Below are 24,229 nucleotides of genomic sequence, written 5' to 3'. Positions count from 1 at the left end.
TAAGTACCGGCGGATTTTGATTTGGTTTTATATTTTTGAAAAATTTTTAAAAAAATTTTTTTGCACGAAAAAAGTGCCTGTAGACTACAACTGCCTCTTTTAACTCTGCTTAATTTATTTTGCGCTTTCAATTACAGACTTAATCGCACCGGCTGAGGTGTCTGAATAAAACGTGAGTAATGTAGCATCCGTTGGTTGATACAGGGTTTTAATATCCGAATCACCATTTGGATAGTCTATCCATTCAACTTCGCCTTCATATATCTGATTTGTGGTATTACTTTTACCATCATAATCATATACGAATTCATATCCCATGTGCACCGAAGATCCGTAGAAGCCATCATGTGAATTCTTTCCCCAGTAATCACCAACATGAGCTCCCAGAGTTTCTCCCATTTTAATCCAATCGGATTTAGCATCCACCCAGGTGTAAATGTTCATCATGTAATCAGCCTCACAGGTTCCCTGCTGGACTATAAACTCCGGAATACCATCAGCCGTAACATCATACACAAAGTAAAGTGGATAATAGCTATCAACTATTCCTTCCGCCTGCTTTTGCTTTATAAGCTCAGCTGCCTTTTTCGCCATAAGCTCCGAATTCATTGATACTTTAGAACTGCTTACTTTCCATTTCGAATAGTCAAAGGTGCTGCAATCCTTAATGATAAGTCCACCGAAAATATCCGGATTGTCACCCTTTATAGCTGTTGCAGTGAATGGAAACAAACTGGGTGCTGCCCCGGGTTCATCATCCAATGATTTCCAACTGTACTGTCCGGTCAACGTATATGTTCCGTCGCCATTATTTTTTATATCAAGTCCTTCATAGGCATAATAGTCCATTGCCAATTCGCCTTCTCCGAGCAGATTGTCAGAGTCCACAGTGACGCCATTATCATCAAAATCGTAATCAACGGGTATTTCTATACCAAGGGCATTATAGAAATCCTTTACAAAAGGAACGTCCAGTTTATCATCCTTTTTCCAAGGGAAGGCCTTTTTTCCTTCAGGGTTATTCCATAATGTATATACAGCATACAATCTTGCACAAAATACAAAGTTCCCTGCGTCCAGCCAATCTTGAGAATAAAAGCCGATGGCATCAACAATCTGAATTTTCTCATCTTCTGTAAGGGTTACATCATCAGATGTATTATCCGGGCTTTCATCATTGTTTCCATCATTGTTTTCTCCACTTCCTGATGGTATTGTGCCATCTTGATTTTGCGCATCCTGGGATTGTTCTTCAGAATCCCCCTGATTAACCGCTTCCGCTAACCCTTCCAGATCCTCATCACTCGCATCTGCTGATTTCTCTGTTTTTGCAGCGTTCTGCTCTACAACATAATAAGTTGCTCCGGCACCTGCGCCCGCTCCGGCCAGAATCGCGCCGGCAATTATCAGAGCTTTCACGCCCATTGATATTCCGGCACCTGTGGCAGCAGTCCCTGCTGCGCCTGCAACTGCAACACCTGTAGCAGCCATATTTGCTGACATTCCTGCTCCTGCATTCCCAAGTGCTATGGCTCCGGGTGTAAGTCCGACATGCGCACAGCTTCCCGCATAGATTCCTTCTGCAGCCTTTGCGGAGAGCTTCGTATTCTCTGACATAAGCCTGATAGCATAGTACAAAGTAGGAAGTGCAACAACGTGAAGTCTGATACCGTCTCGCTTTTCTGTTCCCTCAACCTTATCCTTGAGGAATTTGCGCGCATAGTTCAGGCGGCTCTTAACCGTTCCCTCCGAGCAATCCTGCATCTGCGCAATTTCTCCGACTGAAAAACCATCAAAATAATAAGCGATAACCGCAGCTTTCTGAACCTCCGGAAGCTCATCGATGAACTTCTGAATTATCCTGCTTGTTTCCTTCTGATCTACCGACAGCTCAGGCAGGGACGTAAGGTCGTTACTCTCAAGTGTCTCGAAGATATCATTTCCTTCCTCATCGCCATTTAGAAGCACATCTTTTTTCTTGCGAAAGATTTTCATTCCCTGATTATGGCAGATTCCGTCCAACCATCCGAAAAGAGACTCCGCATTCTGCAGGCTCTTTATGTTTTTGTAGGCTTCAATATATACAATCTGTGTCAAATCCTGCGCATCAGCCTCATCCTTCATGTATGCCTTTGCACGGAAATAAACGTGATTGTAGGTTGCTGAATATACCGCATTGAAGCCCTCTTCTTTTCCCGCCGCCATATCCTCAATGGCTCTTATAAGCTTTTCATCCATTCTACACATCTCCATATTTATTATCTTATAGTTGTCGAAACCGCTCTCCTCCTTTCCCTGGTTCTACTTATTAGTACCCTTGAAAAGTCGTTTGGTTTTACATCTATAAAAAAATTTCTAATATTGTTTATGATAAGCAGAGGCCACCTGATTTTGTTGTCATTTCTTTAATTTTACCCCTACTTTTTTGCTCCACTTGGAATAAACTTTCTGCCTTCCAACATTTTTGTAAGTACGCATGCGCAGGTAGAATTTCTTACCATATTTTATGTGCTTATATTTCTTGGCCGTGGCATTCGGTTTATCTATAAAAATCGAACCCACTTTGTTTCTGAATTTCTTGTTAGTGCTGAACTGAATTTCATAGCCATCGATTCCGGATTTCACTTTTTTCCATTTGAGCTTTAGTGTCGATTTTCCGGTGATGACATCGTTTAGCTTTGTCTTTTTCATATAGGGATCGACAGGTACCGTCCCCTTGGGCTCTGTTCCCGTATAAAGTCCGGGTTCAAGCTGTCCGTTTTCGAAAAGAGCATTAAGCGTAGAGGTTTTGTATTTCGAATAAACGTCGTTAGGAACAGTGTGTCCCCACTGGATTCTCTTATAAGTCTGCGTCGTAAGTCCGCGTGATGAGTAGAGCTGGGTTACAGTCTGCGAACCCGATGCATTCTTGGTATCAATTCCGCTGGTTGCCGTGAATTTGCCTGCAGCAGCTTCATCAGTCCAGAATTCAAAGCCGCATGCATAGAAGAGGTAATCCGACTTATCAATCGATGCCGTTTTTCCCCAAAAGTGCAGCACGCAGTTCTTCATCTCATCCGCAGTAAGATCTACCTTCGCATAGCTGTCAGTATAGGTTATGCTGTTACATTTTTTAGACTTGGAATTTTTCCACGGAAGAGTATAAACTCGAATTCCACTGGGATATGGCTGTGAGTCGATGACAATCCATTTTCTTTTGGAAAGCGAATATGCAAAGAGTTTTATTTTACCCAGATAAACCGTGAACTTCTCAGGAAGTGTCTCCCCGCTCGTCACATAAACCGCCCCCATTGAGAGCACTCTCTTTGATTCAGGGGATGAAGTATCACTAAGAATGTGTCCGTAATATCTATTCGCCTTGATCATGAAATCACTCATCGATTCGGAGCGAAGCGTCATGGAATCATAAACAGGATCGGAGCCCTCTGCGTAAGACGTGATGGGCGCCATCAATAAAATCATGGCCGCCATCAATATTGAAAGTGAACGAGTAATAATACTTTTAGCAAAACTTTTTTTCAAACCCAAATTCCTCCTAATCTTATGTTCCCTTGCACATTGCTCTATTTTATCACATTTTCCCTAAAAAAATCCCGCCTCAAGCTTTTGAGGCGGGGTGATTATTAAAGTTTCCAGATGTCTCTGTTATACTCTTCAATTGTTCTGTCTGATGAGAAGAAGCCGGCCTTTGCAATGTTGGTAAGCATCATTCTCTTCCACTTATCACGGTTCTCGTAGTCTGCGAAAATCAAATCCTTTTCACGGATATAATCCTCGAGATCGATAAGAGTCATGAACCAGTCCTTCTTAAGGAGCTCATCCTGGAGACGCTTCAAGTTCTCCTTGTGTCCCACTGCAAGGCACTGCTTGGATGTGATGAAGTCAACTGCTTCCTTGATGACCTTGCTCTTCTTGTAGTAATCCTTGGAAACGTAGTCTGCCTTCTTGTAATGAGTGATAACTTCATCTGCACTGATACCGAAGATGTAAATGTTATCATCACCTACGAGATTGTGGATTTCTACGTTTGCACCGTCATCAGTTCCAAGAGTAACTGCACCGTTAAGCATGAACTTCATGTTACCTGTTCCTGAAGCTTCCTTACTTGCAAGTGAGATCTGCTCGGATACATCACAAGCGGGGATAAGCTTCTCAGCATAGCTTACGTTATAGTTCTCTACCATAACAACCTTCATGTAATCCTTTACATCGGGATCATTGTTAACGATCTCCTGAAGGCAGAGAAGCAGGTGAATAATATCCTGCGCAATTACATAAGCGGGAGCAGCCTTCGCACCAAAAATGAATGTGATGGGACGCGCGGGCTTCTTGCCGCCCTTGATCTCCAGATACTTGTGGATGATGTAAAGGGCATTCATCTGCTGACGCTTGTACTCATGAAGTCTCTTAACCTGAATGTCGAAGATGGAGTTAGGATCAACCTCAACATTCTCCTTCTTCTTAAGGTAAGCAGCAAGTTCTTCCTTCTTCTGGTGCTTGATGGCATCAAGCTTATCCAGAGTTTCCTGATCATCGATGAACTTAAGGAGATCCTCAAGCTTATCAGCATCCTTCTTGAATCCGTCACCGATCTTATCAGAGATGAACTCAGTAAGAGGATGGTTACAGGACATAAGCCATCTTCTGAAGGTTACGCCGTTTGTCTTGTTATTGAACTTCTCAGGATAAAGCTTGTAAAAATCGTTAAGCTCTGAGTTTTTCAGAATCTCAGTGTGGATGGCAGCAACACCATTTACGGAGAAACCGTAGTGGATGTCAATAAATGCCATGTGTACCTTCTTATCCTTGTCAATGATCTGAACTGCAGGATCCTTAACCTTAGCACGGATTCTCTTATCAAGCTCCTTAATGTAAGGAACGAGCTGCGGAACAGCCTTCTCAATATACTTAAGAGGCCATGTCTCAAGTGCCTCTGCGAGGATTGTATGGTTTGTATAAGCGCAGGTCTTAGATACAACATCGATGGCATCATCCATTGAAAATGCCTTATCCTCAACAAGAATTCTGATGAGTTCGGGAATAATCATTGTGGGGTGCGTATCGTTGATCTGGATAACTGCATGCTTATTGAGCTCGCGAAGGTCATACTGATGCTCCTTCTGCTCCTTCAGGATGAGCTGAGCTGCATTACTTACAAGGAAGTACTCCTGATAAATTCTAAGGAGGTTACCTGCCTCATCAGAATCATCGGGATAGAGGAAAAGTGTGAGATTCTTCTCGATCTCTTCCTTATCAAAAGTGATGCCCTTCTTTACAAGGCTCTCGTCAACTGTCTCAACATCAAAAAGTCTGAGTTTGTTAACACCTGTGTCATAGCCGACAACATTCATGTTGTAGAGTCTTGAAACTACTTTCTTTTTGCCAAAAGCAACCTCGAATGTAGTGTCTGTCTTCTCAAGCCAGGATTCATTCTCAATCCACGCATCCTTCTCTGCAGTCTGAAGGTTGTCCTTGAACACCTGCTTAAAGAGACCATAGTGGTAGTTAAGGCCGATACCCTCTCCTGAAAGTCCCAGGGTTGCAATTGAATCAAGGAAACATGCTGCAAGTCTTCCGAGACCGCCGTTACCAAGTGAAGGCTCGGGCTCGCACTCCTCGATGGCTGCAAGGCTCTTGCCGTTCTTTTCAAGAATCTCGCTTACCTTATCATAGATTCTGAGGTTGATAAGGTTATTTGAAAGGAGCTTTCCGATAAGGAACTCCATTGAAATATAATATATCTTCTTCTCGCCGCCTGTAATCTGCGCTACATCCATAAGACGATTTGAGTACTCAAGAAGAACAACATAGGTCTCCTTATCGCTCAAATCTTTAAGGCTCTTGCCGAACTTCTCGTTCGCAATGCCGCTAAGTGACTCCTCCATATTGGTTACTAAAACGTCCTGCTGTAAATTACTGTGCTGACTCATAATTCCTCCTTTCGCCTTTTTGGAGAAAACGTTTTCTCCAAAACTGAATATATCATATCATGCGAAAACGTTTTCCGCAATATTAATTTTTTCGAAATTTTTTTGACTGTTGTATTCTTTGAATAACAGAACCTATTGCAGACTCGGAATCAATGATTCCTCGTTGTAGGGCTACCGCCCTATGAAGAAAATAAAAATGATCAAGCTTTGTGCAAGCACAGCCTGATCATTTTTATTTTCTTCGCACTGCAATAGGTTTAACAGATGATGTCTTCATATTTAAGTCTAACTAATGTATGAGGTAGGCGGACCTTCCTGCCGGCGGAGCCGTTGAGGAGGCGGTTCAATTCGCAGACTGCCTCGGCTGAAACATTGTTGAAATTCTGCTTAACCGTATTCATCTGCTTACCAACGTACCCCATCAGAATGATACCGTCGAAACCGCAGACCGGTCTGAAAATATCCATATCGATAAGGGCTTTCATCGCACCAATTGCCATCAAGTCGGAACCGCAGACAACCACATCCCTGTTCTTTGCATACTTAAGAGTAAGATTTCGCGCCTTTAATTCGGAGAAGTCGCCATTGCGGATGAAAAGCTTAAGCTTCTTCTTTTTCGCAAGATCCTCCATTGCTCTTATCTTCTCGTCAGTAACGAAACTGTTTCTCATACCGGCGATGTAGAGAATCTTCTTACACTTATTCTCGCGTATAGTCTTCTCAGCTACATCATACTGAGCCTGATAATGATCAACGCCCACAACTGATGTGTTTTCATTTATATTGGCGCCGTCCACCACAACTATCTTGAATTTCTGTGAATCAACCAGCTGATGAAGAACCTTATCATCGTTGTTCATTCCGAAAATGACTATTCCGCTGATACTCTGAGACGCAAAGTATCTGATCATCTCCTCTAAATTCATCTCAGCAATAACAGAATAAAACACAGTTATGACATCGAGCTTTTTCTCCTGAGCCATGGCGAGAGCACCTGAGATATACTGCATATCTATCTCATCTATCGCCTGCGTCTTCATATTTAACTTCAAAAGAAGCGCTATCCTTCCCGATCTCTTCGAGGACAGCGCAGCCGCAACCTGGTTAGGGACGAAGTTTAAATGGTCAACTGCCTCCATAACCTTCTTCTGAGTTGATTCACTTATGTTCGGATAATGATTTAAAACCTTAGAAACTGTTGAAATGGCAACTCCCGCTTCTCTTGCCACATCCTTAATGGATACCATGTATCATGCTTCCTTCTGCGCTGCAACCTGATTCATATAGTATGTATACAGCGTCTTATAAGTATCTGAATTATAATGAAGGCCATCACCTGATGAAAATCCCTTATTCTGGAGATATGAATACCCATCGAGCCATCCGATTCTGCTATCAAGCCCGCTTTTCATCTCACTGTTGAATTCTTCGATATCTGAATTGGTGATAGTGGGATAATCACTTACAGGAGTAACCGCCGCGTAGTAAACAGTGGCGCCTGCTGCTATCCATGAATCTACCTTCTTATTTATAAGTTTAATATATTTTTCGGCGTTGTAAAGGTCATTTACGCCATAGTTGATGATAATTGTGCTTCCGCTTCCTGCCTCAGCATCGATCTTCGGAACCGCTTCATTAGAGAAAAATGAGAAGCCCTCACCCACCTTGGCAATCCATTCGTAGTCATCCTTATCAACGGCCTGACTCATCTGAACTGTTCTGGAATCGCCGGCAAAAATATACTCGGTACCCGGCTCCTTTTCCTGAAGATAATCCATCTTGATATATCCGACTTCATCATCATGCTTTACCTGATACCATCCGTTATCGGTCTCTCCGAGAACTTCTACCTTTGAATCTCTGGCGATTGTATCCAGTCTGTCAAACATTATGCCCGCACCTGATCTGATATTGACACGATCATTTGAATAGTAATTCTTTACATTTTCATAAACGGTTATCGCATAGTCGGTTACCATATAATCGATATCCGATGCGTCTGTCTCCTCAGATTCTGCCTTTGGAGTTTCTGTCTCCTCAATCTCTTTTCCTGTAATACCTTCCTTCACAATAGTCTGGGTATCGGCTGCCTTGGCATTGAGAGCGGTGAATATTCCCACGGTCAGGGAACTGCTATCTGCAGCGCTTGCCGTATTATCGGCCGGCACGTGGATAGTCTCCTGTTTAGTTTCGATAGCACTCTTCTCATCAATGGCCTTCGCACCAAATTGAACAAGAAGTACTATTATAAGAAGTATGGAAGCGGCAAACACGATTCGTGCTGCCGGGATAAATTTCCTGACGTTTTTGTTCCTGTTACCTGTTCTTTTCATAAAAATACTGTTAAACTCCTTGAAATTCCTATGAGAAACAAGTTTAAAGGTTGCAAAATGTGCTTAAATACAGACATAGGGAGCGATACTGCTCCCCATAGTTCGAGATATTACTCCAATTTTACACATTCGTCAAGTTTTTGTAATATTTTTCTTTAGCTTTTCTTTTTCTCTTCTTCCTCTTTTTTCCCGAAAATACGCGTGACAATCAGCCCCATCACGCAGAAAATGCCCCAAATAAGCCATCCTATGGCACCTCCTGCTGTATTAGTCACAACATCGTCCAACTCTGCGATTCCAAGCCCTTTTACAAACTGAATCAGCTCAATAAAAATGGAGAGAACAGTGCAGGTGAATACACACACAAAAGGATTCCTCAACCTCTTAAAAGCACTCGGCAACAGTATACCCATCGGAATGAACATAATGATATTTTCAATAAACATCGCTCTCTTTAAAGTCGTCGTGCCCCAGGAGGACCACAGTTCCAGATTTACACCCTCATATTGCCCGGGTTCTCTGCTCATGAATACTATGAAAAGAGTTGCCGTTAAATAAATCAGCAGAGCGAAAACCGCAACTGCATGTCCGGTGGTAAGCTTTCTCTCTTTTCCCAAAAGCTTACATATTACAACGTACAACAAATAGACCGCCCCGTACATCAGGGCGATCCCTATGCCTATATTCATATATTTAGTTACACTCACCAAATCTGATAGTACCTGTTTGATGAGTGTACCGTAATTACTAATTAATTCGCTTATCATTGCTTGCTAACTGCTTCCCTTGCATAGACAACACATTGAACTATGTTGGAGCGCTCCTCTCTTGTGAGAATATAGCTTACTCCGAAGCTTCTTACTGCGCCGGTATAAAAATCCGTGATGGAATCCTTTCCTACAGCGATCGCATTACCCCTGCGATCAAGCGCAACAACCGTAACCGGAATATAATCAACATTTCTGTCGGAGAGATTGGTAACATCTGCAGACAGAGTGAAATAGCCGCTTGTATTACTTCCATACATTATATTACTTATATCGAAGTCGCTGCGAGGATCATTCGCGCACTTTTTAACATCAAGGTTGGGCATTATAAAGTACTCATGCACTCTGTAAAGTGAGAGTCCGGGATAACTTGGTTTTTGTTCTTCTTTGGATGAGCTCTCAGCTGCTGAAGAAGCTGCACCGTCCTCTGAAATAGCTGCATCGCCGGAGGTAACTTCCTCTGTACCCTCCGGTGCTCCTTCATCAGGTGCCTGTCCCTCAGGCGGTATCTCTTCGCCATTCTCATCAGCGGGAAGAAGCTCTGTGCCGCCACTACTCTGATCAGCTTCATCGACAGTAGTTCCTCCGGCAGAATCTGCGGCTGCCATGAGCTTATCTGCGCTTACTGCTATCTTTTCAACATCCTTTATTGAAGAAGAGGTCAGCCCCTCCTCCTTAAGAGCTTTTTCAAGCTCATCTATATCTATAGCGTTAAAATCCTCACCGTTTACATTTGCGGGAGCACTGTTGGCCTCTGAAGGATCAGGTGAATCTCCGGAAAGATCTCCCTCTTCAATGGTTACGCTGTCCTCTCTTGTTTTTATCTGACCGTAAGGAACGTAGAAATAACCCTTCTCACCCGGTGCGATGACATCAGGAACTGCTCTGACATAATCATAGGAATCCACAACCTCAAGGTTTCTGTCCTCTATATCAAACACCGATTCCGAGCCGAGATAGAGATTACTCTTACCAATATTCTCAATAGTAACTACTGCGTGAAAACCGGAATAAAGACCATCATCCTCATAGACAAAGGTAGTTCCGGTGATTCGATAATCGATGTTCTCAGAAGCATCAGCGCCTGTGGAAACTGAATCGCCGCTTCCACCATAGCCGCTCTCACTCTCGCCGTACTTAAAAATCCAGTTTCCGTCACTGTCATAGTAGGCCGAATTATCCAAGGCCTCCTCCTGTGAGGGCGCCTCATTAACCTGCTGGGCGGGAAGAGGGTTGTTCTTTCTATACATATAATATGCGCCGAAAATAAAGCCCCCAAGCAGCGTCACTATTAATGCAAATGTAGTAAAGGCATATTTCATAATGTTCCCCTCAAAAAAAATTCTTCCGATTTTATTGTAATAAACATCCGAGGCTGTTTCAATCTTTTAATGCCAGAATGATTCTCGACAGATGAGAGGATATCCTATGAGACATCTAAAGTATTTAATCCTTGGCGGAGGTTCCTACGCCCTCATACGCATGAAACAGAACTACTGCTGTGGGACTGGGAATAATTCTGTAATGTGCGCTCTCACTACCTGACGGACCCGATTTTGCTGAAATCTCTCTGATCACAGTTCGTCCTCTGCCGCTATTATTATCGGATGAATTATCTGCAGAGGCCTGATCTGCCTGAGGTGCCTCCTTTGCTATCTGCTCCTCACTTACAGGCTCCGGAATTATAACAACATCCCCCTCTGTGGTATAGAGTATTTTTCCTTCCTCATGCTCTCTGAAAAAGTCCATCTGTATAGCTTTTTTAGAGTCAACCTTTGCCTTTGCCGATGTATTTACAGCTGTGCTCTGATCCTTTTTGATTCTGGACTCTACGACATCACTTGTTAGGCTCCTGAAATCAAGTCCGCTTTGCTGAAATACCTTGTTTGCAAGACTCTTATCATTTAAGAGTTCCTCAAGTACGAACCCCCTTATAGCATCAGGATTCACATCCTCTGTGACAATTTTGCAGTCACCCTCACCTTTTCCCGAAAGATAAAAATCCGCTGCCTGCCCGGCAAGGAGGATCACTGTCTTGCTCTCCCCTGACTTAAGGCTTGTGATCTTACAGTGGAGACTACCCTCAAGAAGAGACACCCTGGTATGCTTCGAATCCAGAATCTCCACTTGTGCGCAGGTTCCACGAACAGACATAACCATATTTGAAGTACGAATATTGAAAATCTCATTTTCCGAAAGCGCTGATGTCACATTAAAGAAAAGATTGCCGGCATCCAGGAGAACCTCTGCCTTGCCCTCCTTCTTTCTTACTTCCGCCTTAGATAAGCTGTCCAATTTAATGTACTTTGTGCTGTCGATTTTCACAGTCGCAAAGCTTTTTGAAGATGTTGTAACCATGCTGCCGTTATCAAGTCGCATCTTGGTTGTGGCTTTTGTCTTTTTGCCCCTGCTGTCTGTAATGGTTATTGTTCCCTTACCGGAGGTAAGTCTTATTGCATTCTCAGTCTCGGACTTCACTTCAGCAGCTATAGCATCTCCTGAAAAGCTTATAATCAAAAAAAGAGCAACCGCAATCGCGAGCAATTTCTTGCCCGCCTGAGCTGCTCTATAAATCGTATAATCGTATTCTCCCCTCATAGCGCCACCTTTCTCATAGGCCTATATGAAAATAATACGATATTTTGATAAGAATTGAAATAAAATAAGTGTAATATTTTTATGAATTAGTACACCTTTATCTGGCAGGATCTCATTGTCTCGAGAGCCGCATCATGCTTATCCGGAGTTACTCCGGCGCAGCAGGATGAATCCACACTTATCGGTACTTCCGGCATAAAAGCTTTGAGCATGAGCGCATTTGAAACCACGCATATATCAGTACATAAACCGATAAGTTCAATCTCGATATCTTCCTTCGCTGCAATGTCCTTTATCATCTCTGCAAGCTTCGTGCTTCCAAAGGTCGGCTTATCCACAATTGTTGCGCCTTCTGAGAGGGCCTTTATATTCTCATCAATTTCCCACCCGGGAGTTCCTTCTATGCAGTGCTCCACCGGAAGATTCGCCCCCTCCTGTGTCTGCATATAATCAGTCTGATGAGTATCCCTTGTGAAAATCACATCATTTTTGTCATGGCTTTTAATTTTCTCTACAACCTTCGGAACAATGCTTACCGCTTCCTTTGTTCCGAGCGCCCCATCAACAAAGTCCTTCTGCATGTCTACAACTACAAGTATTTTTCTCATTTTTCATACACCTTCCATAGAATTCAGTAGATATCAACTCTATGATTATAGCAGATTTTACTTTTTTAATTCCATGAAAAGCATAAAACTCTAGATCTGCATAAGCCTCGATCTTATCGCTCCGACAGTTCTTCCATGTCTTCTTGCTATTTCATCAAGGCCCATTCCCATCGCCCACTCGTCCTGAACCTTTCTGTCTTCCTCATCGTTCCATCCGGAATATGCACGTGCAACTATCTTTCTGCTTTCATACAGATCTGACACCGCTTCGCCCGCGATTTTTACATAAAAATCGAATACTGCCTTAGTGGTTCTAAGAAGTGTCTCACGCATATCGAAGGTCGCATCCGACTCCCGGCTCATTCTGATCCTGTTTAGTCTCTCCATATAATCGGGAGTTTTACTGTTTTCAACAGGTGTTTTCAAAATGATATTTACCAGAGAAAGGTCATCCCAAAGAGACGAGTTGAACGCAAAGCGATCCTCACCTCTCTTATATCCCCATTCGGTCACAAAATCCGACCTATCCTCAACATTCACCTTCGGCGGTTTTTGATAGAAATCTCCGATCAGAATCAGCTGCTTATTGTAATGATCAGGTTTCTCCGCAAGGCTCTTTCTCTTAATAATATCGCGCAGAGTCCGAATCACATACTCAAACTCATCCACCCTGCAGCTGTTTATATCATCAATTATTATTATGTCTGCATCATTCAGAATGCTTCCCGGGTTGTGGTTATACTCACCCACCTTGATGATTCTGCCCGGAATATCAAATATTCTCTGAAGCGTATCTCCGCAGATTGCGGTTGCCTTCTTCTCCGTAGGCGCACAAATCACAATGTTGCTGTTTCTTCTCTCAGAGATAAACTTATTTATCAGGAAGGATTTGCCCGTTCCCGATATTCCGGAAAGAAAAATGTTCGCTCCGGTCCTCATGACTTCCATTGCCCGCTGCTGATCAGTTGTTAATGCATTCGATTCCTTACTCATACGTATCCCCCAATACTAAGAGTCTCGAATATTACTATCCGGCAAAATGTGAGCTTGCTGCGTTTTCTATAGTTTGTCTCCTTTATCTGTTGTACTTGTGTATTTGCTTGAAAAAAGAATTCGTTATGATATTATATACATATAAAAGGTGCTACCGATAGACGGTTGGCTCCGTTAATTACTACAGATCAAAAAAGACCGCAGCGTTTGGAGTCGTGGCGGTCTTTTTTGATGCTTACTTTTTTGATTCTTTGTAAATACTGATGATCGTCACGATAATACTTACTATCGTAACTACAATACTCACAAGAGTAATCGCAATTTCTATCACCAAGTTTGCTCCCGTCAAAATTTCTCATACGCATCCCTCCCAATACTGAGAGTTCTCGGAATGATATACTCCGGCAAAGAGCCAACCGCCTACCGTTGTTGGCAGCACCCAAGTTATTTTATCGCACATTTGTTCGATATGCAATGATCCTTATTTCGTGCTGCGATTTACGGATTTATACGTTTCTTAATTTATAATAATCTGGAATAATGATGTCCTAAAAATCTTCACCTACCAAATCGATTGGGTAACAAACACTCTCAACCTCAAATTCTTATTGCTGTTCTAGTATAAAAAGAATATATCAACAACATAATTATAAACGTAATAAAATAGTATACAGATACCATAAGTGACAAAACATTTGCATAAAAAGATAAACCGATTATGTAATAAAAAAACGAATACATTATAATTGCTTTATTCCTTTTTATACTACCATAAGTATTCTTTATCTTAATAAAATAAAAGAAATCTAATAACACATATATTATTGTTATCAATATTAGCATTCCCATTATTCCAAAATCGATTGTTGGTGCTCCAAAAATAGTATCTGCATTTCCATAAACCTTTGAATGTCTATCAATAGGAACGAATGCCGATGATTTAACTCTTCTATTATTAACCATTCCTAAATTTCTTAGTGTGTTCCAAAAAGAAGAAAGCGTGAGATTTCCCCAAACGCCACCTCTAAATCTATGTATTCCTCTTACAATTTTATTATTCAACGCTATCCAAGGAGATCCTATATAGTAGAATAAATATGATAACATTCCATATTTTTCATTTTCGGCTAAGTGAGCAGATTTTATTGAAAATCTAGAAACATAAAACACTATTAAAAAAGCCAAAACAGGAATCAACACCTTTTTTAAAACATTTATTATACTTATTCTTTTTTTCCAATTGTTTTTTTCAGAATAGCCAATCAACATATACACAAAAAGCGATAACATGATTCTAAATATTTCAGTTCTCACTCCAGTAAAAACCGAGCAAATCATTCCACAAAGGCATGGAACTATATATATCCAGTCAATTTTCTTCTTTTTTAAGGATAATGAATTATTAACAAAAATAAATCCATTTACATAAGAAGCAGCCATTACAAATTTTACACCTTGCTTAAATATCGGATTTACCACCAGCCTCTCAGAAATACGTACTTTATATATAAAGCCTGCTATTCCCCTGGTTGCTGAGGTTGTACCCAAAAAATAGATATTCAGTGCATAGCCAATGGTCAAAAAAATACATAAAAAAACTATTATTTGCACATTTAGAAGTGGTGGATCTACTCTATCTACTTTATGTTCAAAAGATACCTTTTCTGTTTTGCTCTTTACGATGAATAATGAAACAATTTTCTGCGAAATGTAATCTAACACACCTATCCAAATGAGCGCTATAACCACAATGAGATAAGTATCTATATGAAAATAATTATTCCATTTCATATTTCCTGCTATAGAAAACAAAGATGATAACATACAAAAAAAATAGGTCCCCACGCATGGGCATAACAAATCACCATTATTATGTTTATATGCTATACAAAATAGTATAAATATCGATATCCCCAAAACATTTAGATAATCCATTAGTCCCTCGCGAAAAAATCAATTTCATTTGCTAGACTTATTTCTATTTCAGTATTTCCTTTATATGGAGAATAAACCAGTTTCAATCTATTTAATCAAAATAGATTGCCAATTCCCTTATTTTCTTTCTAAAAACCAACAAACACCACCCCACCGATATAAAGGTTGGCATGAAAACTCTATATATACACCCATTGAAGCATTTGCAAAAATAACATATAAAAATTACACCTATATTAGCAAAGCATATCAGGCTTATTGTTCTACAATCTATTATTATATCTATTAGTTTTCTGCATTTTATAAATCCCAAAACTGCAACAATAGTTTCAGCCAAAAATGTTGTAATTGCTGCACCTACCATCCCACATCTAGGAATTAGTACCACGTTTATTGTTATATTCACAATTGAGGCAATCAATGTCGCTCTAAATACAATAGTATCTTTTCTATTCGGAATAAGAATTACATTCACAAAATATCCCGCTAGTGATGCTACGCATATTGTTAATGCTAGTATTTTAAATGCAGAAGCACCACCGATATATTCTGCTCCGCTAACAAGTAGAATAATATCTTCTGCCAGCATATACGCGCCAATACTTATCGAAATTGATATGATTACAAGTATCTCAAAAAAGGCTATGCTTAGTTCTCTAAAAGAACGCGAATCTTTTTTATTTATAACAAAAGAAATTCTTGGCATCATAACTAACATAGCAGATCCAAGAATCTGCTTAATCACAGAATAAAGCTTTGAAACAGCAGAATAAACTCCAACAATATTATCATTTGTAAAATATCTTACCATCATAATATCTGAATTGATATATATCTCAGTTGCTATACTTCCTGCAAACAATATCATAATTGGCTTTATGTGCTTTAATAGATCATTAGGTTTCACTATTCTCAACAAAAAATGTTTTTTTAAATAGAGAATATTACATATATTACCGCCTGCACTTGAAATCACATACACTAAGCAAAAAATCAAAATATTACTTTGATTTTTTACAAATGCAAACATTACAATCAGTGCTACAATTTGAAATATTAAATTCCTATACGCAAGATACTTGAAATTTTCGTAAACATAATTCACCCAATCAGCACCTATTCCATTCAAAATAATTATCAGCGATAGACAAAAGCTTAATGCTTCATATGCTTTCAACTGCCTAAAAAAAACAAAAAAAGAGCATAAAAAAGCGAGCGAAATAAATGATGATAGAATACTCATCATTAAGATCTCGCTCACTAATCTGTTAATCTTATCTTTGTCATTTTTTATTCTAGAGCCTTCTCTAATTGCATAATTACTATTTCCAAGGCTTGCAATCAAGATAAAAATATTTATTAGAGATAGCGAAAAACTAAACTTTCCAAATCCTTCAGATCCAAGAATTCTAGAAGCATATGGAAAGGCCACCATCGGAAAAAGAAATCTTCCTATTTGTCTAGCTATGCTATATACAAAATTCTTTTTTATTGATACTGTGTTTTCCATATTTAACTATCCATTTTTTTATATATAATATTCCCAACAAAAATACATACATTCTTCTTTCTGTGAGTCTATGTATTATTTGAATATAAATTCTTTTTTTTGAATTAATTTCTTTGTACTGAGTATACTGACTTTTATACTTATCACATATTTCTTTTATAGCCTTAATCTCTCTTAATTGCACATCCCATGTTTTATCACTCATACTCTCAAAAAACCAACTATATCCTATTCTTAGACCATATAAATATGCATATCTTTCCATACTACATTTTGATAAAGACTCATACATTGTTGACATAAAAAAATCTAAGTCACTAATATAATTCATGTTCTTTTTCATTGAAACACTCTGTCCATCTCTTCTTCGATATATATATAAATGGTCTGATACTAATGAAATCATATTGCATTTATTTGCATATAATAAATTAAATAAAGTATCCTCATGCCCCATCTTGAGTTCTGGTGAAAACATAATTTTATATCGCTTTATCAATTCTGTTTTATATACGCAATTCCATATATGAGCTAAGCATAAATCACAATCAAGATCAAAAATCTTTCTATATATATTATCCTTTGTAATAATACCATCCCTATATCTAATGCATCTCTGATTGACTAGCCTCCCTTTCACATCAAAACACTGTATTGTCTTCCCCCCAATTATCATATCACTATCGTTTGTTGCTAAATATCGACATAACCTATCAATTGCTCCAGGTACAATACTATCATCCTGATCCACGAACAAAATGAAACGTCCTCTAGCCTTTCCAATTCCAGCATTTCTTGCCGAGCATATTCCTTTGTTTTCTTGGTTAATTAAATCTACTCTTTTATCATGGAGTGCATAATTTAAGCATATTTGTTTAGACGAATCAATCGATCCATCATTTACTATGATGAGTTCAAATGAATCATCTGAATTATTCAAAATAGCACCGACAGATTCGCTTAAATATTTTTCTCCATTATAGACAGGCATAATTATGCTTAAATTCATAATATTTTCCATATTTGGCTCTTTTTACCAACTGATCCAAAAAGCTTTTTCATTCTAATCCTTTGATTTATTGGAATAACTTTTTTTAAACCATATTTCATCAACTTAACAGCAAAATATACTACAATTTCACAGTTATTTGCCCCATGTTTTTTTAATATATATATTGACTCCTTATTTTTTGTCTTATTATCTCTGCTTCTAAATGTCAATCCATCCAATGAATAATATGCCACAGCCCTATCAATATATTTTATATGCGCATTATCTTTTGAAAATCTAAGTAAAATATCCCAATCCATCTTATATTTCAGCTTTATGTCATACATCCCATACTTTAAATATGCATTCTTCGAGACAAATGTTCCTTGATGACACACATTAACAAAAGGCTTCTTCACAGAAAAGTACAACGTCGGTCTTTCAATAGCCTTAATACCTTTTTTTTCGTCAATCAAAAAAATATTGAACCGATATACGTCAACTTGAGCATCATATGCTTCACTTACCATTTCTAAAGCATTACTTTCTAGCCAATCATCTGCATTTACAATTCCAATAATATCCCCACTTGCAGCTAGTATTCCTTTATTAAATGCATCGCTTATACCTTCATCCGGTTCCGAAATAATTTTTGTAATATGATTTTTATACTTTTCAACAATATTAAGTGTATTGTCTGAAGACAATCCATCAACTATTATATACTCTAGATTTTCATACTTTTGGCCAAGCACACTTTTAATTGCTCTTTCAATTGTATTTTCTGCATTATATGTAATTGTTATGATGGTAATCTTTGGCTTTTCCATTTGTATTTAGTCAAATCCGCTGTAAAATATTATTCTTCCATTTCATCATGTTTGGGGATTTCGAAACAACTCCCGATCTCAAAATCAAAATCATCCGGATCATATTTCATATAACCACTTCCATCCCAAAACGTCATTTCCCCAAATAAAATTCTTCCCTTCACACTATATAAATCTATTCTAACTTCTGGAAATCCTTCAGATAATGTTCTAGCAACATGCTTCATCTCTTCAAAATTTTCTGGCTTATTTATCTTTCTTTCAAGTTTCTTTTCATCAGTTCTATATGCATTAATAGCATTAAAATTCTCATCATATATGCCCAAACTTGCTTGTTTTCCAATTATCCTATCTGAAATCACATATATATATTTAGGGACTCCATTAAAGCAAAAAAATTTATAATCGATAAGTCCGCACGCGTCATCGTTAGGTTCAATATATTCTTCAATAATAATCCTATGCCTTTTACCAGAGTAATAAGGCCACTCTCTTCCACCTGTCTTTACATTCGACTTTTTGTGCACCCATGCATTAGCTAATTTATATACCTCTTCTTTCTTCTCAGCATTTTTATCCTTAATTATTTTCACCGATGCACCACCCATTCCAAGTGTGTCCTTAATAACAAATGATCTTGGCAAGCTGTCCCATGGGATTTCTTCAATTGTTTCGTACACACCATAGCATGGAATAAGAATACTCTTCATGCCTTTATCGATAACATATTCTCGCACATCAGCTTTATCAACGCATTTTATCATCAATGGATTTTTATAATTCAATTTGTACCACTGTAATTTTTCTGTAAATCTATTTGGGGTCTTAATATTCAATTTTCTTCCGGTCTTAATCCTATATTGAATACTTATCATCATTTTATCTGGCACGAACCCTAATGCTTGTAATATGGCTAATCTAACTTTTTGGCTCTTTATTATTTTTTTATAATCCATATACAATTACACCTTTATTTCATTTAGTTCTTCCATATACTTATCAACAACTATCTCACGATTATATTCTCGTACTACTTTATTCCTAGCCATAAGACCAAGCCTTCGCTTTTTTTCCCAGTCTAATTGGATAAAGTAATTCACTTTTTCGATTAGCACTCTACAATTTTGTATTGGAACAATCATTCCAGTTACTCCGTCATCTACTGTATCTCTACACCCTGGATTATCAGTTGTAATTATTGGCCGTCCACATGCAGCAGCTTCCAAACAAACGTTACTTATTCCTTCTGGATAATAACTTGGATGAATCAAACAATGTGCCATCCTTAAATACTCTCTTGTATCTTCTACCATTCCATGATATTGAATTATTTCTTTTTTTTGCGCTTCCTCAATTTCTTTTATGTATTTCTTATCATCACATGGTCCAATTACATGAAAAAAAATGTGTCTGCTTCTCTTCTTTAGTTCTTCTGCAGTATGCAGATACTCATCTATCCCCTTTTCTTTAATTATTCTAGCTATAAACAGAAAATGAATCCCATTATCTTCATTTGGATACTCTTCATAATCCCAATATTCAATATTAACACCCGATCCCGGAATCAAATGTTCTTTCTTAGGCATTATTCCTTTCTGATGAAAAAAATCTCGATTATATTTATTTTGAAAAAAAACACAGTTTGCATTTTCTACTGCTTTTTTATACATTATTATCAGAAATCGCTGTAAAAAACTCTTTTTTCCAACAGCTGTACCAAGTCCAGAAACATTAATAATGTAGGGAATACCTTCTTTTCCTGCTACTATTCCCCCATATAAGTCAATTTTTGTCGTATATAGCAAAACAACATCTGGGGAAACATTTCTTATTATTTTTTTTAACATAATAAGCAATTTATAATCTCGAAATATATTCTTCCCTCTCCCGTCAATATCCAACGGAACAAAACGAGCTCCAGCTTTAACCATAATATCCACTTTAGGGCCATAAGGTAATGCTATGTACACTTCATTACCGTTCTCAATCAACTTTTTTATGAGTTCAAACCTGAAATTATATAATACAAAATCACGATTTGCTAAAAATAAGAGTCTTTTCATGATTATTCCACACTAAAATAATATCGGCAGCCACGCCGAATATTCGGGCGCGCTGCCGCTTATAAATCAAAATATAAAATGCCCCCGAATAATAACTTTTTTCATAAAGTTAACCACATAAGAAAATCCCCATAGAACACGCAGTTCTATAAGGATATTATACGCTAAATATGTTTTTTTGTCATTGACCTAAAATCCACCTTAATAGTCATGAGACAAATCATACAGATGCCTTTTTTGAAGCTTCCAATTCGTTAAATATAGCATCAACATCATAGTCCGGAGCATACTGATTGGCGACATCACAAATCTTTTGAACCGCAGAAATATCTTCCTCGACTTCATCTGCAATAATTGCCGTATTCTTGCCTTTTGACAACTTTTTGCAAATCAGTTCAATAAGATGCCTATCTATTCCTTGTTCTATTCCTTGTTCTATTCCTTGTTTTACGCCTTCTTCGAATTCATCTTTCATCATTTCCTGGAGTGTCATATATTCTTTCCTCTCTATATCCGCAAAATTCAATGCCACTTTTCAATTCAACTTATCAAAAATATCATCCAGAGATAATTCCTTTCCCGTCCTGTCTTTATAGATTTCATCGAAGTCCTTATTCTGATCCTGCGGATCAAAGTCGACATCTTTGGCATGAGATTTCATGTCGTTGCTGTCGGGGAGTATCTGGTACGCCATGTTGTGCTGGACCCACTCGTAGGCCATGTCCTCAGCATCTCTGTAGGATTGCATATCTCTTCCATGGACGGGTTTCTCATCTATCAGAGCCTGGCAGATATATAGCATATCGCTGACGCTGTTTATTTTATACGAGTCTATTATTTTCCAATTGTCCTCGACATAAATTGCAGAGAAATCTTCGCTGTTGTAAGTGAAGATGTAGTTTTTGCCTGAACCATCGTCATGGAGATTAATGTCTGCCGAAGATGTCAGGATTCCGTCATCCTTATCCAAACTCCTACTTTCATCCCCTACTGCATTGGCAGACGCTGAGATATCGTCAGTATTGCTATCCTCATCCGAAGTAACTGATTCAGACGATTCCGCAACATTCTCAATATCTTGAGCCATCCCTGATTCATCCTTTTTTGTTAAGTCTACGTCTTCCGATTTTACTTCATTGTTATCCTGATTCTGTGTTTCTTCTACCTTATCAGCATCTTCAATCTTCGCAAAAAGCTCAGAAGCAGAATCTCCGCCATTCTCCGATGTATCATTATTTCCGCCACACCCTGCCAGAATCCCTGACAAAACTATGGTTCCGGCCAGTAAAAAAGCCGGAACCTTTCTCATAATCTTACTCATAAAAATCTAATCCAATCCTATCTTATCTCTTAATCTGCGCACGGACTCATCCCTTTTCCATGCTCTAAACTTATTTTACTTTTCTGTTCCCCGCCAGAACCTCTCTGTAATCCTCGAGATTCTTCTTAAGAAGCTGCGGAATCCGAAGCTCATACGGGCACTTTGAAAGGCATACTCCGCAGTTCACGCATTCCTCAATCTTATTCATTTCTGCCTGCCAGTACTCGGAAAGCCAGCTGTCACTGGGCGCGCGGCGAAGCATAAGTGTCATGCGGTTACACTGATTGATCTGGATACCCACAGTGCAGGGCATGCAGTATCCGCAGCCACGGCAAAAGTCGCCCATGAGCTCTTTTCTCTCACTCTCAATAAACTCTTGAATTTCCGCATCCACCTGCGGCGTGTCGTCCATGTAGGAGAGCCATTCGTTAAGCTCGGTCTCTCTCTGAATTCCCCAGATAGGAACAAGTCCGTCAAACTGATTTGCAAAGGCCATTGCAGCCTTCGAATTAGTGATAAGTCCACCGGCAAGCCCCTTCATGCAGATAAATCCGACATTCTTCTCATTACAAAGATGTATTAAATCTATCTCCTGATCTGTTGCAAGGTAGCTCATCGGATACTGCACAGTCTCATACAGATCTGACTCAGCAAGCCCCTTTGCAATTCCAATCTTGTGCGCGGTTCCGCCGATATGCTTTATCTTACCCTGTTCCTTGGCCTTGATCATACACTCATACATACCCGTGCCGTCGTCAGGCTTCCAGCACTGATTCATCAGATGGAACTGGTAAATATCAATGTATGAAGTCTTAAGTTTATCAAGTGAAGTCTCCAGATGCTCCCAGAATTCTTCGGGAGTTTTAGAGCCTGTCTTTGTTGCGATGACGATGTCTTCTCTTTTTACATAGCCGTCACCGAAGGCAGCGCCCACCTTCTCTTCACTGTCACTGTAAGCTCTTGCGGTATCAAAAAATCGCATACCTCCGTCATAAGCTTTGCGAAGGAGCTTCACAGCATCTTCAAGTGGTATTCTCTGAATCGGAAGTGCGCCGAACCCATTTTGCGGAACGGTTATGCCGGTGCGGCCGAGTGTTACTTTTTTCATAGTCATTACATCCTCCCATCAAGAAATTTGCCTGTTTCCTTATGGTTGAAATTGGGAATCATCCTATTAAACAAATCAATAAGATCCGCTCTCTCCCAAGTTCCTCGTCTCTTCATGTCAGCAATTGTATTTACAAAATCATCCAACAAATCAGCATTAAAATCAAGCTCATTTTTGATGATTCCGATGGATTCGAATTTATCCATATCTAGCACTTCATTATCGGTGTAAAATTCCTCAAAGTCCTTCTCACCGGTTGTATCACTGGCAAAGAAATACACAGGGTATTTGTGCTGCGCTTTGAGTTCTCCGACTCTGTCCCTTGCCTCCTGCTCTGTAGCACACTGTACGGGCTCATAACCCAGGTTTGCAAGATATTTCTCCGCAATGCTGCTAAAGGTGATGAGGTTTAATTCTTCACTCAGTTTAGGAAAATAGATATCTCTGTTCTCCCCTGTAAGGCAGGACAACAGGCAGAGTTCACCTGATTCCTTCAGAGTTACAAAATATCGTCTGACATCGTTAGGCGCTGCAATTGGCTGATTTTTCTCTATTCTTCTGTTAAACCCATAAAGCAGACTTCCGTCCGAAAATGCCACGTTGGCAAATCTCGCCATTGATAAGGGCATGTTCTCACTTCTTCTACTTAGAAACATCTCCATGATTCGCTTGGATGCTCCCATCATATTTACGGGATTGGCGGCTTTGTCGGTGGATACGCAGAAGTACTTTTTAGCCCCCATATCCTCTGCCATCCTCATGAGTTTTTCCGTATAAAAAATATTGGTGTCTACCATTCGCATCAGAGTAAACGGATCTTTCTCCGAGCGCACATGCTTAAGCGCAGAGGTGTTGAAAATATAGTCATAACCGCCGATGCGCTTTTTCTGAGCTTCTATAAAAGCTTCAAAAATCTCACTTCCACAGTCTATCGCGAAAGTAGCAAACTCACCGCTTCCGTAGCCGGCAGAGGATCTGATATCACGCACAAGTTCAACCATGTTATTTTCACTTATATCAACTACATGTAAAACCTTCGGATCCCTTGCGAAAAGTTCTCGGCAAATAGCGGAGCCAATTGTTCCTGCACCGCCGACTACAAGGAATCTTGAGGATGAGATAATCTCCTTTAACTGCGCTTCTCTGTTTTGAATATCATTAACAAAAAGCGGTTCTGTTCTTCCGATAAGTTCGAGTATGTTATCCTTCGCCATTTTTCACCTCACCATAGGCAGAATAAAA

The 24,229-nt window shown here is 39.3% G+C and carries 20 protein-coding genes; all 20 read right to left on the bottom strand.

Annotation, left to right across the window (positions count from 1 at the left end):
- Positions 1 to 114: 114 nt before the first annotated feature.
- Positions 115 to 2,238 carry an RNA polymerase sigma factor gene (locus G630_RS24000; protein ID WP_196805829.1) on the bottom strand — a complete coding sequence of 708 codons (2,124 nt, stop codon included), beginning with the start codon at positions 2,236 to 2,238 and terminating at the stop codon, positions 115 to 117.
- Between the two features lie 159 nt (positions 2,239 to 2,397).
- Complete coding sequence (locus G630_RS0118905; protein ID WP_026499466.1) at positions 2,398 to 3,522, bottom strand: hypothetical protein; 1,125 nt, start codon at positions 3,520 to 3,522, stop codon at positions 2,398 to 2,400.
- A gap of 101 nt (positions 3,523 to 3,623) precedes the next feature.
- On the bottom strand, positions 3,624 to 5,930 hold the full coding sequence (locus tag G630_RS0118900) for a glycogen/starch/alpha-glucan phosphorylase (RefSeq protein WP_196805828.1): 2,307 nt from the start codon (positions 5,928 to 5,930) through the stop codon (positions 3,624 to 3,626).
- Positions 5,931 to 6,187: 257 nt separating this feature from the next.
- Positions 6,188 to 7,177, bottom strand: coding sequence for a LacI family DNA-binding transcriptional regulator (locus tag G630_RS0118895; RefSeq protein ID WP_022760897.1), 990 nt, complete (start codon positions 7,175 to 7,177; stop codon positions 6,188 to 6,190).
- Between the two features lie 3 nt (positions 7,178 to 7,180).
- A complete protein-coding gene (locus G630_RS0118890; RefSeq protein ID WP_026499464.1) occupies positions 7,181 to 8,263 on the bottom strand; it encodes an SGNH/GDSL hydrolase family protein in 1,083 nt (360 codons plus the stop codon).
- 155 nt (positions 8,264 to 8,418) lie between these two features.
- Complete coding sequence (locus G630_RS22930; protein ID WP_049946312.1) at positions 8,419 to 9,030, bottom strand: VanZ family protein; 612 nt, start codon at positions 9,028 to 9,030, stop codon at positions 8,419 to 8,421.
- On the bottom strand, positions 9,027 to 10,352 hold the full coding sequence (locus G630_RS0118880) for an FxLYD domain-containing protein (protein WP_026499463.1): 1,326 nt from the start codon (positions 10,350 to 10,352) through the stop codon (positions 9,027 to 9,029). The genes G630_RS22930 and G630_RS0118880 overlap by 4 nt, the downstream gene beginning before the upstream one ends.
- A 124-nt stretch (positions 10,353 to 10,476) precedes the next feature.
- Positions 10,477 to 11,628 (bottom strand): FecR domain-containing protein, encoded by a 1,152-nt coding sequence (locus G630_RS0118875; protein WP_026499462.1) that lies wholly within the window; start codon positions 11,626 to 11,628, stop codon positions 10,477 to 10,479.
- An 86-nt stretch (positions 11,629 to 11,714) separates the two neighbouring features.
- Entirely contained in the window at positions 11,715 to 12,236 is a 522-nt protein-coding gene (locus G630_RS0118870) for a cysteine hydrolase family protein (protein ID WP_026499461.1), read from the bottom strand.
- A 90-nt stretch (positions 12,237 to 12,326) separates the two neighbouring features.
- A complete protein-coding gene (locus tag G630_RS0118865) occupies positions 12,327 to 13,229 on the bottom strand; it encodes an AAA family ATPase (RefSeq protein WP_026499460.1) in 903 nt (300 codons plus the stop codon).
- Positions 13,230 to 13,826: 597 nt separating this feature from the next.
- On the bottom strand, positions 13,827 to 15,164 hold the full coding sequence (locus G630_RS0118860) for an O-antigen polymerase (RefSeq protein ID WP_081668061.1): 1,338 nt from the start codon (positions 15,162 to 15,164) through the stop codon (positions 13,827 to 13,829).
- A 91-nt stretch (positions 15,165 to 15,255) separates the two neighbouring features.
- Positions 15,256 to 16,674, bottom strand: a complete 1,419-nt coding sequence (locus G630_RS0118855; protein WP_026499458.1) for a flippase — start codon at positions 16,672 to 16,674, stop codon at positions 15,256 to 15,258.
- On the bottom strand, positions 16,634 to 17,695 hold the full coding sequence (locus G630_RS23995; protein WP_026499457.1) for a glycosyltransferase family 2 protein: 1,062 nt from the start codon (positions 17,693 to 17,695) through the stop codon (positions 16,634 to 16,636). The genes G630_RS0118855 and G630_RS23995 overlap by 41 nt, the downstream gene beginning before the upstream one ends.
- Positions 17,680 to 18,495: a glycosyltransferase family 2 protein gene (locus G630_RS22920; protein ID WP_049946311.1), complete on the bottom strand. Its 816-nt coding sequence runs from the start codon at positions 18,493 to 18,495 to the stop codon at positions 17,680 to 17,682. Before G630_RS22920 ends, G630_RS23995 begins: the two co-directional genes overlap by 16 nt.
- Positions 18,496 to 18,524: 29 nt before the next feature.
- On the bottom strand, positions 18,525 to 19,451 hold the full coding sequence (locus G630_RS0118840) for an ATP-grasp fold amidoligase family protein (RefSeq protein WP_026499456.1): 927 nt from the start codon (positions 19,449 to 19,451) through the stop codon (positions 18,525 to 18,527).
- 6 nt (positions 19,452 to 19,457) lie between these two features.
- The gene (locus G630_RS0118835) at positions 19,458 to 20,558 is read right to left on the bottom strand and encodes a glycosyltransferase family 4 protein (protein ID WP_026499455.1); all 1,101 of its coding nucleotides are present in this window, start codon (positions 20,556 to 20,558) and stop codon (positions 19,458 to 19,460) included.
- Positions 20,559 to 20,778: 220 nt separating this feature from the next.
- Positions 20,779 to 21,051, bottom strand: coding sequence for a hypothetical protein (locus G630_RS22915; protein WP_044959905.1), 273 nt, complete (start codon positions 21,049 to 21,051; stop codon positions 20,779 to 20,781).
- Between the two features lie 42 nt (positions 21,052 to 21,093).
- Positions 21,094 to 21,879 carry a hypothetical protein gene (locus G630_RS0118825; protein ID WP_155832035.1) on the bottom strand — a complete coding sequence of 262 codons (786 nt, stop codon included), beginning with the start codon at positions 21,877 to 21,879 and terminating at the stop codon, positions 21,094 to 21,096.
- 70 nt (positions 21,880 to 21,949) lie between these two features.
- Positions 21,950 to 22,987: an aldo/keto reductase gene (locus tag G630_RS0118820; RefSeq protein WP_026499453.1), complete on the bottom strand. Its 1,038-nt coding sequence runs from the start codon at positions 22,985 to 22,987 to the stop codon at positions 21,950 to 21,952.
- 5 nt (positions 22,988 to 22,992) lie between these two features.
- Positions 22,993 to 24,201, bottom strand: a complete 1,209-nt coding sequence (locus G630_RS0118815) for a UDP-N-acetylglucosamine 4,6-dehydratase (RefSeq protein WP_026499452.1) — start codon at positions 24,199 to 24,201, stop codon at positions 22,993 to 22,995.
- Between the last annotated feature and the right edge of the window lie 28 nt (positions 24,202 to 24,229).

Origin of the sequence: Butyrivibrio sp. WCD2001 (assembly GCF_000424485.1) — a bacterium.
Lineage (GTDB): Bacteria > Bacillota > Clostridia > Lachnospirales > Lachnospiraceae > Butyrivibrio.
The sequence above is the reverse complement of the archived record's forward strand: the minus strand, read 5'-3'. Positions and strand labels throughout refer to the sequence as shown.